9 protein-coding genes and 1 tRNA gene are annotated in these 12307 nt (G+C 56.6%); all 10 read left to right on the top strand.

Annotation, left to right across the window (positions count from 1 at the left end):
- Positions 1-176: 176 nt before the first annotated feature.
- The 10 genes from AC2D8V_RS06980 (at position 177) to AC2D8V_RS06935 (ending at position 12037) form a co-directional block, all read left to right on the top strand.
- On the top strand, positions 177-1856 hold the full coding sequence (locus AC2D8V_RS06980; protein ID WP_484732814.1) for a BCCT family transporter: 1680 nt from the start codon (positions 177-179) through the stop codon (positions 1854-1856).
- A 70-nt stretch (positions 1857-1926) separates the two neighbouring features.
- Positions 1927-3150, top strand: coding sequence for an aminotransferase class V-fold PLP-dependent enzyme (locus tag AC2D8V_RS06975; RefSeq protein WP_484732813.1), 1224 nt, complete (start codon positions 1927-1929; stop codon positions 3148-3150).
- Positions 3151-3218: 68 nt separating this feature from the next.
- A complete protein-coding gene (locus tag AC2D8V_RS06970) occupies positions 3219-4616 on the top strand; it encodes a cryptochrome/photolyase family protein (RefSeq protein WP_484733869.1) in 1398 nt (465 codons plus the stop codon).
- Positions 4617-4681: 65 nt separating this feature from the next.
- On the top strand, positions 4682-5890 hold the full coding sequence (locus AC2D8V_RS06965; protein WP_484732812.1) for a class I SAM-dependent methyltransferase: 1209 nt from the start codon (positions 4682-4684) through the stop codon (positions 5888-5890).
- 130 nt (positions 5891-6020) lie between these two features.
- Positions 6021-6461, top strand: a complete 441-nt coding sequence (locus AC2D8V_RS06960; RefSeq protein WP_484732811.1) for a TrgA family protein — start codon at positions 6021-6023, stop codon at positions 6459-6461.
- Between the two features lie 16 nt (positions 6462-6477).
- Positions 6478-7596 (top strand): NUDIX domain-containing protein, encoded by a 1119-nt coding sequence (locus AC2D8V_RS06955; protein WP_484732810.1) that lies wholly within the window; start codon positions 6478-6480, stop codon positions 7594-7596.
- Between the two features lie 78 nt (positions 7597-7674).
- Complete coding sequence (locus AC2D8V_RS06950) at positions 7675-8712, top strand: cysteine synthase A (RefSeq protein WP_484732809.1); 1038 nt, start codon at positions 7675-7677, stop codon at positions 8710-8712.
- A gap of 10 nt (positions 8713-8722) precedes the next feature.
- A complete protein-coding gene (locus AC2D8V_RS06945) occupies positions 8723-11158 on the top strand; it encodes a DUF3772 domain-containing protein (RefSeq protein ID WP_484732808.1) in 2436 nt (811 codons plus the stop codon).
- Positions 11155-11880: an alanyl-tRNA editing protein gene (locus AC2D8V_RS06940; protein WP_484732807.1), complete on the top strand. Its 726-nt coding sequence runs from the start codon at positions 11155-11157 to the stop codon at positions 11878-11880. Before AC2D8V_RS06945 ends, AC2D8V_RS06940 begins: the two co-directional genes overlap by 4 nt.
- A gap of 67 nt (positions 11881-11947) precedes the next feature.
- Positions 11948-12037 (top strand) — tRNA-Ser (locus tag AC2D8V_RS06935).
- The last annotated feature ends 270 nt before the right edge of the window (positions 12038-12307 follow it).

Raw genomic sequence — 12307 nt, 5'->3', positions numbered from 1 at the left:
AACGCTCGACCATACGGAGCTGGACAGTAGGGAGGCTGCTATCAGCGCAAAATACAGTTTGCACCCTAAATCTCGCAAAAATGCGGCGTTTTGAACCGTGGATGGGTCGCAATTGTCCCAAGCCAAATTGGTTATGTGCCTAGCTTACAGATACGAAACAACAGGGAACCAACGTAATGGCTATTCAACCACCTTTATCGGATCTACCGATCAAGACCGCCGAGAGCGGTTTTTATCGGGGATTCAGTGTCGACGTTACCGTCGTCAGTAAACTCATCATCAGTATTCTTGTTGTCTGGTGTATTTTCTGGCCGACGCAGTCTGGCCGCGTACTAGGCGATCTGAACAGTGTCATCCTCGCAAATGCGGCGGCGTGGTACATCTGGGTTGTTGCTCTTTTCGTCATCACCTGTCTTGCGCTGGCGATCTGGCCAACAGCGGGTCGGCTGAAGCTCGGCGTCGAAGGCGAAGTTCCGGAGTTCTCCAACTTTTCCTGGTTCTCGATGATGTTCGGCGCCGGTATCGGTGTGGGCATGTTGACTTGGGCGGTGGCAGAACCTGTCGCGCACTTTGGTAATAATCCCGAGGTTATTCAGGGCCTGACGACGGGTGGCGCGGAGGATAACGTCCGCTCAGCTTATAAGTGGTCTTTCCTGCACTGGGGCTTTGGTGCTTGGGCATGCTACGGGATTGCCGGTTTGTCGCTGGCTTTCTTCAGTTACCGCCGCGGCCTGCCGTTGACCATCCGTTCTTCGCTCACACCGCTTTTCGGCAAGGCGCTTTCCGGCCCGTTCGGGCATTTGATCGACATCGTGGCGGTGGTTGCGACCATTCTCGGTGTGGCGCAGACGTTGGGCTTTGGCGTCGAACAGTTCGTTGCAGGCCTGACACGGATCGGCATCGGCGGCCTGATGAACGAGGACGGCGGCGCGACGTTTATAGGCATCGTTGTGGCGTTGGTCGTGATTATGGGTGCCTCTACGCTTTCAGCGCTGTCGGGTGTCGGTAAGGGCATCAAATGGCTGTCGAATATCAATATGGTGCTGTCGATCGTACTGCTTGGCTTTTTCATCATCTTCGGGGCGACGTTGTTTGGCCTGACGGCGATGGTTGTCGGACTGTGGGATTATGTGCTCGCGCTGCCATGGCTTAGCTTCAACGTGTTTCGCACGGATGGCGTTGACGGATCCGAGGCTTTCCTTCTGGCGCAATGGCAGGGCTGGTGGCCTGTGTTCTACTGGGCTTGGTGGATCGCGTTCGCGCCGTTCGTGGGGCTGTTTCTTGCGCGCATCTCGCGCGGTCGGACAATCCGCGAATTTGTGCTGGGCGCTTTGATCGTTCCTGCGCTGATGTGCTTTGTCTGGTTCTCGTGGGCAGGTGGCACAGCTATTGATCTTGAACTGAACGGCGGGGCAAACGGCGTCATCTTTGACGCGGCCAATGGTGACAAGATCTTTGCCATGACAGAGTTCATGCTGGCACCTATTGCCGAAGCGCTCGCATGGGGAATGGCGATGCTGATTGTGGTCTTGCTGATGACATTCCTTGTCACATCGGCTGACTCTGCTGTTCTAATTGTGAACACCATCAACGCGGCAGGCGACGAAGGCCCGAAAGCGCGCCCCCATATCCTCTTCTGGGGTGCGGCACTGGCATTGGTGGTCGGTGGACTACTGCTTTCAGGCGGGACATCGGCGATCCAGACAGCGATGGTGATTGGGGCGCTACCCTTCTCGATCGTGATGGCATTGATGTGCGTGTCGCTGATCAAGGCGATTTACAACGATGGCCGTCGCGAAGCGGCTGGCGTTCCGGCAACCGTTGACGAGATCGAAGCGGCTGCGCCAGCCGAATAACTTCGAGCCAAATTACGGCAATGAGGCCCCGGTGCTTGCGTACCGGGGCCTTTTGCATTTCAGTGTCGCCATGACACTAGATTTGGAATTCGTGCGGGCGCAGTTTCCCGCGTTTGAGGTGCCTCAGTTGCAGGGGCAGGCCTTCTTCGAAAACGCCGGCGGCTCTTATCCGTGCCGACAGGTGGTTGACCGGCTTACCCGTTTTTACACTGAACGTAAGGTACAGCCTTATGCCCCGTATGAAGCCAGCAGGCTGGGTGGCGAGGAGATGGACGAGGCACAGGACCGGATGGCCGCCATCCTCGGGGTGTCGCCCGACGAGTTGAGTTTTGGGCCATCGACCACTCAAAATACATATGTGCTGGCACAGGCTTTTGCCGAGCTATTGCAAGAAGGTGAGGCGATCATTGTCACCAATCAGGACCACGAGGCAAACACAGGCCCGTGGCGCCGCCTTGCGGCAAGGGGCATCGAAATTCGTGAGTGGCAGATAGATCCGGAAACAGGTCATCTGGATCCTGAAGACCTCGAAGAAATGCTGGATGAGACGGTGCGTCTGGTTTGCTTTCCCCACTGCTCGAACGTTGTAGGTGAAGTGAACCCGGTGACGGAAATCACTGCGCTTGCACATGCTGCAGGCGCATTTACATGCGTCGACGGCGTGTCCTATGCGCCGCATGGTTTTGCCGATGTCGGTGCCTTGGGGCCGGATATCTACCTGTTCTCGGCTTACAAGACCTATGGCCCGCATCAGGGTCTCATGGTCGTAAGACGCGCGCTTGCCGAGTTGCTGCCCAATCAGGGGCATTACTTCAACGCAGGCTACCTGCCCAAGCGCTTTACCCCGGCAGGGCCGGATCATGCACAGGTTGCCGCTTGCGCAGGTATGGCAGATTACATCGACACTCTTTACGATCATCATGTTGGAGGTTCTGCATCAGCGCCCGAGAGGGGACGGATCGTGCACGACCTGATGCGCGCACATGAAACCACGCTTTTGTCGCCGTTGCTGGAGGCTGTGCGCACGCGCAACGACGTTCGGCTTTTGGGGCCGAGCGAGCCGACCAATCGCGCACCGACGGTTGCCCTGTCAATCGGACGCTCCGCCGAAGAGGCCGCGGCGGCGCTGGCCGAGCATGGCGTCATGGCGGGTGGCGGTGATTTTTATGCCGTTCGTGCTCTCTCTGCCATGGGGGTGCCGGAGCACGAAGGCGTTTTGCGGCTCAGCTTTACGCACTACACCTCTGCGGACGAGATTGACCAACTGATATCCGCGCTAGATGCAATCCTGTGACCCGCAGGGCGGAGACCCTGTGACAATCAGCAGCAGCGAGGTGGGATGTGAACAAGCCGGCAGTATTGATGTGGTTCCGGCGTGATTTGCGATTAAGCGATCACGCAGCACTGTCAGCGGCGGCGAAAGCGGATCGGCCAGTTATTCCGGTGTTCATTCGCGACGAACAGGTCGACGGTCTTGGCGCGGCACCGAAGTGGCGGCTGGGTCTTGGTGTTTCGGAATTCGATAAGGCGTTGAGGGAAAAAGGCAGTCGCCTCGTCCTGCGCAGTGGCAAGGCGCTCGAAGTGCTTGAGGCGCTGATACAGGAAACCGGAGCCGATACAGTTTTTTGGTCACGCCTGTACGATCCAGCATCAACCGAACGCGACAAGACTATCAAGGCGGCGCTGAAAGATCAGGGGATCGAAGCGAAGTCTTTTGGTGGCCATCTCATGTTTGAGCCATGGACTGTCGAGACTAAGACAGGCGGCTTTTACAAGGTCTACACGCCATTTTGGAAAATGGTGAAGGACCGGACTGTCGAGGCACCACTGAGCGCGCCGCGGGAATTACCAACGCCTGAGGCATGGCCTGAAAGCGAGATCATTGAGGACTGGGAGCTTGGCGCGGCGATGGATCGCGGTGCCGATATCGTGCGTCCCTACGTTCGGCTGGGCGAACAGGCGGCCCAATCGCGCTTGGGTGGCTTCATGGCCAACATCGTGAAGGACTATGACAAGACCCGCGATCTGCCGGGCGTAGACGGTACCTCGGGCTTGTCCGAAAACCTGAGCCTTGGGGAGATCAGCCCGCATCAGTGCTGGCATGCGGGGGTGCGTGCGCTCGAAGAGGGCAAGGCAGGAGCCGAGACGTTCCTGAAGGAACTCGTGTGGCGCGAGTTTGCATACCATCTGATGCATCATACACCGCGCATCCTGTCGGATAACTGGAAGGAAGACTGGGACGCATTTCCTTGGAATGAGGACGAACGGCTCAAGGAAGTCCAACGCTGGAAACAGGGGCGGACAGGCATTCGCTTTGTTGATGCGGCGATGCGCGAGATGTATGTCACGGGGCGAATGCACAATCGCGGTCGCATGATCGTGGCAAGCTATCTGACCAAGCATCTGCTTAGTCACTGGAAGATTGGCATGCGTTGGTTTGAGGATTGCCTGATCGACTGGGATCCGGCAAGTAACGCAATGGGGTGGCAGTGGTCCGCTGGCTCCGGCCCCGATGCGACACCCTATTTCCGCGTGTTCAATCCGGTGACGCAGCTGGACAAATTCGACGCGGACCGCAGCTATGTCAAGCGCTGGATTGCAGAACAATATTCATCACCCAGCGATACGGCACTGTCGTATTTCGAAGCAATTCCGCGTAGCTGGTCGATGTCGCCGGATGATGAATATCCCGCTGCGGTTGTAGCGGCAGACCAAGGACGCAAGAAAGCGTTGGAAGCCTATGAAAATCGTGGTTTTTGAACGCCTTGACGCTATAATTTGAATACGAACGCAACAACGAAGAAAAAACAACGGGCACTGCATACATGATCCACACGTCCACTGACGGCGAGCAAAACCTGCCGCGTTACTTCACCCACGTTTTTGCGATGGCGCAACAGATGAACAATGGTCGGGTGGAGTTTATCCTGCCCGATGGCAGACGCTTTCGCGCGGAAGGCAAAAACCCCGGGCCAATTGCGGAACTGCACCTGCACAATGACGACCTTTTTGCCCGTTTGATCCGCGAAGGCGATCTGGGATTTTGCGACGCCTATCTGGATGGCTGGTGGTCTACACCTGATCTGCAAGCGTTCATGGATTTGGTCCATGCCGACAATGAGGATATCTACGACGGGTTCCCCGGTATGGCGCTGGTGCGCAACTATGAGAAATTACGCTTTTGGATGCAGCGCAACAATCGCGCACAAGCGCGCAAGAATATCAGCTATCACTACGATTTGGGAAATGCGTTCTATGGGCTGTGGCTCGACGACACGATGACGTATTCGTCCGCGCTCTTTACCACAGGGCAGGAAAGTCTGGAGGCAGCACAAACAGCCAAGTACAAGCAACTGGTCGATGAGATGGGAGCTGAACCGGGCGACCATATCCTTGAAATTGGCTGTGGCTGGGGCGGTTTCGCTGAATACGCCGCCAAGGAAAGAGGCCTGAGAGTTACCGGGTTGACCATCAGTCAGGAACAATTCGATTACGCACAAGAGCGGATCGCAAGGGCAGGGCTGAGTGATCGGGTGACCTTCAAGCTCCAGGATTACCGCGACGAGCGCGGCAGCTACGACGGGATCGCCAGTATCGAGATGTTCGAGGCTGTGGGTGAGAAATACTGGCCTGTCTACTTCGACACTGTACGAGACCGCCTCAAGCCGGGTAAAACGGCGACCTTCCAGATCATCACTGTCGCGGACCGACGCTGGAAGGTTTACAAACGTGGCGTGGATTTCATACAGAAATACATCTTTCCCGGCGGCATGCTGCCCAGCCCATCGGTTTTGCGCCAGCAGATATCGCGCGCCGGTCTTGCCGTCGTCAATTCTGTTGAATTCGGCCAGAGCTATTCAGTCACGTTGCGCCGCTGGCATGACACCTTCAATGAGAAATGGGATCATATCGCCGACATGGGATTTGACGACCGGTTCCGCCGGATGTGGAATTTCTACCTGACATCCTGTGCTTCGACATTTGAAAGCACGAATTGTGATGTCACTCAGATCACCGTGAAGCGCCCCGTTTAAGGTATATTCCTCGAAATCGCCTCAAAATTACCGCTTTTCCGTCACGTCTGTTGGTTAGACCGATCCGAAGCCGGGTGCAAATAATGGCATAGCCCCGGGTACGTGAGAGCAGTCACAATGAGGTAAAGCCATGCCTGACGCAGCTAAACTAATCGCCGCCGTCCTGATTGGGATCGTGGCATTCGCGGTGTCCTATCAAATCATGCCGCTCATGCCCGAAAGCACGGATTTTGGGTATTTCGTCTATGTGAACACGATTCTCGGCATCACCACCGGTTGGGTCATCATGGGCAAGCGTGCAGGGCGGGGTATCACCGCAGCGATCAACAATGGTCTGGGTGGCGCGCTGATGCTGGTCCTGTGGGGCCTTTTCATCCATTCCTGCTACCAGATGTTCGACCGCGCCATGGATAACTGGTACAACGGGTTCTTCACCGCAATGGCGGCGATCTTCCAGTTCATGGCTGAATATGCCCTGATCCTGATCGACAAAAACGTTCTGTCCGTGCTTGTGTTCGGTGGTATCCTTGCCGGTCTGGCAACGGAATTCGCTTGGCGCAACTGGCGATAGGCGCTATCCCGCGGGCATGGCACCGCTTTTTTTGTTTGGCACTTTGCAGCACCGTCCCCTGATGGAGGCGGTGCTTGGCATTTCTGACCATCACGACATGACACCTGCAATGCTGCCCGGGCAACGGGTGCTGTCGGTCGCAGAGGGCCCTTTTCCGATGATCGAAGCAGATGAGCAATCTGTGGCAGACGGCATTTGCGTGCATGGATTATCGCCTGACGATTATGAACGGCTGGATTTTTATGAAACGGCGTTCGGATACAGACGCGCGCCTGTCACTCTGTCGGACGGCAGCGTGGCGGAGTGTTACTTTCCACCGCCCGGAAAATGGACAGCCGCGGGCGCGTGGTCGCTGGAGCATTGGGTGCGGGAATGGGGCGCGATCAGCGTGATCTCTGCAACCGAGGTCATGCAGTACTTTGAAATAAAAACACCTGATCAGATCGCAACGATGTTTCCATTAATCCGAGCACGTGCTTGGTCCACCCTGAATGCTGCGCACAGCAAGCACGGCAAGCACACGCTGTTTGGCGAGGTGGACATAAACAGGCAAGCCCGCCCGTATGTACGTTTCTTTGCCGTGGACGAGATATTTCTCAGTCACCAGCGATTTGATGGCGAGATGACTCCCGAACTGCTACGAGCTGTATTCCGCGCACCGGATGCCACACTGGTTCTGCCTTACGATCCGGTGCGGGACAGGGTTTTGCTGGTCGAACAGCTTCGCGTTGGGCCCTTGGCGCGGGGCGATCGCGCGGTCTGGCAATTGGAGCCGGTGGCCGGACGATTGGATCCGGGCGAAACACCTCAGAACGCCGCCCGGCGCGAGGCGCAAGAAGAAGCGGGGCTGGCCTTGGGAAAGATGGTTTCGGCGGGCGAAGTATACCCATCGCCGGGCAACTCGTCTGAGTTTTTGTACTTCTTCGTGGGACAAGCCGATTTGCCGGACACGGCGGCTGGTCTTGGCGGACTTGATGCCGAAGACGAAGACATTCGCTCGCACGTATTGAGCTTTAATGCCTTGATAGAGATGTGCGACCGGCACGAGATCGCAAACGCGCCGCTTGTTGCGATTGCGTATTGGTTGGCGCGGCACCGCGACGGGCTGCGGGCAGAATGGGGTTCCCCGAACTGATAAGATCACCGCAATGGCTTGAGGTCGCAGCGCTGCGCCGATAGACCTTTGGCATGATCGGTCACGAAGGGGCAAAAAATGCGTGTCGCACAGGATCTTGAGCAGGCAATTGGCAACACGCCACTCATACGGCTAAAAGCAGCGAGTGAAGCAACTGGGTGTGAAATTCTCGGTAAAGCCGAGTTCATGAATCCCGGCCAGTCGGTCAAAGATCGCGCCGCACTTTTCATAATTCGCGATGCTATTGCCAAGGGTCAGTTGAAGCCTGGCGGCACGATTGTCGAAGGAACCGCGGGTAACACAGGGATCGGTCTGGCTTTGGTCGGTGCCTCAATGGGCTTCAAGACTGTGATTGTGATCCCCGAGACCCAGAGCCAGGAAAAGAAAGACATGCTGCGTCTTGCTGGTGCGGAACTGGTTCAAGTTCCTGCGGCTCCCTATCGGAACCCCAACAATTTTGTACGCTACTCCGAGCGTTTGGCGACAGAATTGGCGCGCACAACAAAAGAGGGTGTGATCTGGGCCAATCAGTTCGACAATATCGCCAACAGACAGGCGCATGTCGCAGGCACAGGCCCCGAAATCTGGGAGCAGACGGCTGGCAAGGTAGACGGCTTTATTTGCGCGGTCGGATCGGGCGGGACGTTGGCGGGTGTGTCTGAGTTCCTTAAGCCCAAGGGCGTCAAGATTGGCTTGGCTGACCCGGATGGTGCCTCTTTGTACAACTACTACGCGAATGGCGAATTGAAGATGTCAGAAGGGTCCTCCATCAATGAAGGGATTGGTCAGATACGCATAACCAAAAACCTCGAAGGGTTCACACCTGATTATTGCTACAACATTCACGATTCTGAGGCTTTGCCGATCGTTTTTGACCTGCTGGAAAACGAAGGCTTGTGTCTGGGCGGTTCATCCGGGATCAATATTGCGGGCGCTATGCGCCTTGCGCGCGACCTTGGACCGGGCCACAAAATCGTGACGATCCTGTGTGATTTTGGCACACGCTATCAGTCCAAACTGTTTAATCCCGAATTTCTACGCGAAAAGGGCCTGCCCACACCTAACTGGCTAACGCAGGCTCCGATGAGCATTCCCGGCGTGTTTGAAGACGTGTAAGGTGTCAGCCATGCAGCGTGTGCTGAGATTTTTTGCGGCAGGCCTATTCGTACTTTTTGCGACGGTGGCACTGAGCCAGTCGTCGAACGACGGCCTGCCGGATTATGATGCTTGGGAAGACCTCGCGGCCGTTGCCGAACGCACGGTAGGCACGGACGATGCTGAAAACGACACGCTTCAAGTCTTGCGGCAAAGTCTCGTCAACTTTCGTCAGCAGTTTGATGCCGCACGTGCTTTGAATGCTCCGCGGATCGCATCACTGAATGAGCAGCTTTCCGCGCTTGGTCCGGCCCCTGAAAACGGCGAAGAGCCCAGAGAAGTCGCCGAGCGCCGCGATGAGTTGGAACGCAGCCTGAAAGAACTGCAGGCCCCTCAGCAGGTCGCGCAAGAAGCCTTTTTGCGCGCAGACGGGTTGGTGGGCGAGATAGACGCGATTATGCGCGAGCGGCAGGCTGAGCGTTTGTTATCTCTCGGCCCATCGCCGTTGAACCCGGTATACTGGCCCAAAGCCGTCGCTGATGTCGGAAAGATATTCAGTGATGTCGCCGATGATGCGCGGAAAATGTCCGAGATAAATTCGAGTGAGGACATTCAGGACAATCTGCCGCTTATTCTGCTGATGATCGCCGCTTCGTTGGCGTTTATCGTGCGCGGGCGGCGGTGGTCGGATATTGCGCTGCACAAACTACGATCATGGGGCGGACGTGGTCTGGGTGTGTGGCGCTTTCTGGTTTCGCTCTTGCGGATTATCGTCCCTCTGATTGGTCTTTTGCTTCTGATGAGCGCGCTGCGGATCACCGGGCTGACCGGCGACCGCATTGACCAGATATTGGTTGCGATCCCGATCTGGGGTTTCATTCTGCTTGGTTTCCGCTGGCTCGCAGAGCGTATTTTTGCCCGTGACCCCGACGACGCCCTGTTGCAGTTGCCTGATGACGACCGGAAGAAGGCCCGGTTCTATATTTTCCTGATCTCTGTCCTGTTCGTCGCGCGCGGCATCATCGCTGTACTGATGAGCCTCGACGAAGTCGACCTGTCGTCGACGGCAGTGCTTGCATTTCCGGTCGTGGTCGCGATGGGTTTTGTGCTCTTCTTCTTTGGCTTCCTTCTGCGTGGCTACCGGCTTGATGAAGAAGATGTGTCCGAGGATGACGAGGAGGTCGCGGCAGAGACCACGATACGCGGCAGCGGCCTGGCCCGCGTGGTGCGGTTTGCCGGTACCGCAACCATCGTGGTCAGCGTTGTGGGGCCGGTTATGGCCGGGGTTGGCTACGCCGAGGCCGGGAACGCGCTTTTGTTTCCCACCGTGGTCAGCCTTGCGCTCGCGGCTTTTGTTCTCGCGTTGCAGCGCTTTTTCAGCGACGTGTACGGGCTACTCACCGGGCAAGGTGCCGAAGCGCGCGACGCATTGGTCCCGGCGCTCATCGGCTTTTTACTGGTCTTGCTGTCGGTGCCTGTATTTGCGCTGATCTGGGGCGCAAGAGTCGCGGACCTGACCGAGCTTTGGGCCATGTTCGCGCGCGGATTTTCGATTGGGGATACGCGTATTTCCCCGACAGACTTTCTGACTTTCGCTGTCATATTTGCTCTTGGCTTTACTACGACGCGTTTGGTGCAGAGCGCGTTGCGTCAAAACGTGCTGCCCAAAACCCGAATGGATATTGGTGGACAGAATGCGGTCGTTTCAGGCATGGGTTACATCGGTATCTTTCTGTCTGCTCTGATTGCGATCACCGGCGCTGGCATCGATCTGTCCGCATTTGCCATTGTGGCAGGGGCTTTGTCTGTTGGCATTGGTTTCGGTCTGCGTACGATTGTCGAGAACTTCGTTTCCGGCATCATCTTGTTGATTGGCCGGCCTATCTCCGAAGGTGATTGGATCGAGGTCGGTGGGCGCATGGGCTACGTGCGCGATATCTCGGTACGGTCCACCCGTATCGAGACTTTTGACAGAACGGATGTGATTGTCCCCAACGCTGATCTGGTGTCTGGCACTGTTACAAATTACACGCGCGGCAACACTGTCGGGCGTCTGACCGTCCCTGTGGGCGTTGCCTACGGGACGGATACCCGAAAAGTAGATAAGATCCTGCGCGAGATAGCCGAAGCGCAGCCAATGGTGTTGCGCAAGCCGCAGGTGGCGGTGATCTTTCAGGCATTTGGCGCCGATGCGCTTGAGTTTGAAGTGCGCATGTTCCTGCGCGACGTCAATTGGATCATGGCTGTCAAAAGTGACATCAACCACGAAATCGCGGAGCGCTTTGTCAAGGAGGGCATTGAAGTGCCATTCGCGCAGCGCGATATTTGGTTGCGTAACCCGGAAAGTCTGCAACCTGTTGTTCCACCCCAGCGCGCTGCAGATGAAGCAGGGGACATGGACGCGCACGAAGATTCAATTTCGCCAACGGACGCGTCGGACGACGGGACGCAGGAGACCAGTTCATGACCACGCATATGGTATTTCGCGATGATCCCTATGCTCGGGAGGCCGATGCAACAGTGATGGGCTTGCAGGACGGGCGCGGGATCGTCCCTGATCGTTCCATATTCTATCCTACAGGGGGCGGTCAGCCCGGCGATAGCGGTACGCTGGAATGGGAAGGTGGCGTCTGTCAAATCATGACGACCGTCAAGGGCCAGAATGGGCACATCGTCCTCGTACCGGCGGAGGGCGCTGCCTTGCCGGGCCAAGGCGCAAAGATACGGATGATCCTCGATTGGGAGAGGCGCTACAGTCTCATGCGTGTCCATACCGCGCTGCATTTGTTATCGGTCGTAATGCCTTTTGGCGTCACCGGCGGATCAATCAGCGAGGGCAAAGGACGGCTCGATTTCGATATGGCAGAGCCTCCCGAAGATAAAGATGCCATCACTGATGCGCTGAACCGCCTGATTTCAACGGATGCATCTGTGACAGAGAGCTGGATCACCGATGCCGAACTGGATGCACAGCCCGATCTAGTCAAGACGATGTCGGTGAAACCACCGAGGGGTTCGGGGCGCGTGCGGCTCATTCGCATTGGCGAGAATGGCAACCAGGTCGATCTGCAACCCTGCGGTGGCACGCATGTTTCGCGGCTTTCTGAAATAGGCGCGGTGCGGCTTGGGAAGGTGGAAAAGAAGGGGCGTATGAACCGCCGCGTCTATCTTCACCTTGAGGCAGGGTAAGCGCGGCAGAATTAACGCATTTTGCCTCTTGCATTGATATACGCCTGCACGCTACACCGCCGCGTACGGAGCGGTGGCCGAGTGGTCGAAGGCGCACGCCTGGAAAGTGTGTAGGCGGGAGACCGTCTCCAGGGTTCGAATCCCTGTCGCTCCGCCACCCACCTGAGTATCTGAAAATAAATGTTTTTATGGCGATTTTATCGCCTATTTTCCGGCGATTTGCAGGGTGCTCTCCCAGACAGAGACGGTTCCGGGAGACGGATGAGGCGCGAATGTGGCTTGCGTCTCTGTCGGGCGCAATTCGCGGTGCGCTTTTGGGGTGAGATTTCCCTGCTGGCAGGGAATTTGCAGGGAACTTTTTCAAATTTTGCCCAATCGGACGTGTCGAAATCCGAAATGTGCAAGTGTTTTCATATTCTTATAAGGT

The organism is Roseobacter sp. YIN89 (assembly GCF_057219365.1).
This window is presented reverse-complemented; position numbering and strand designations above follow the sequence as displayed.

Excerpts from the sequence above, each read along its gene's own strand:
- AC2D8V_RS06980 (WP_484732814.1), top strand. The coding sequence starts at position 177 with ATGGCTATTCAACCACCTTTATCGGATCTACCGATCAAGACCGCCGAG.
- AC2D8V_RS06975 (WP_484732813.1), top strand. The coding sequence starts at position 1,927 with ATGACACTAGATTTGGAATTCGTGCGGGCGCAGTTTCCCGCGTTTGAG.
- AC2D8V_RS06970 (WP_484733869.1), top strand. The coding sequence starts at position 3,219 with ATGTGGTTCCGGCGTGATTTGCGATTAAGCGATCACGCAGCACTGTCA.
- AC2D8V_RS06965 (WP_484732812.1), top strand. The coding sequence starts at position 4,682 with ATGATCCACACGTCCACTGACGGCGAGCAAAACCTGCCGCGTTACTTC.
- AC2D8V_RS06960 (WP_484732811.1), top strand. The coding sequence starts at position 6,021 with ATGCCTGACGCAGCTAAACTAATCGCCGCCGTCCTGATTGGGATCGTG.
- AC2D8V_RS06955 (WP_484732810.1), top strand. The coding sequence starts at position 6,478 with ATGGCACCGCTTTTTTTGTTTGGCACTTTGCAGCACCGTCCCCTGATG.
- AC2D8V_RS06950 (WP_484732809.1), top strand. The coding sequence starts at position 7,675 with ATGCGTGTCGCACAGGATCTTGAGCAGGCAATTGGCAACACGCCACTC.
- AC2D8V_RS06945 (WP_484732808.1), top strand. The coding sequence starts at position 8,723 with ATGCAGCGTGTGCTGAGATTTTTTGCGGCAGGCCTATTCGTACTTTTT.
- AC2D8V_RS06940 (WP_484732807.1), top strand. The coding sequence starts at position 11,155 with ATGACCACGCATATGGTATTTCGCGATGATCCCTATGCTCGGGAGGCC.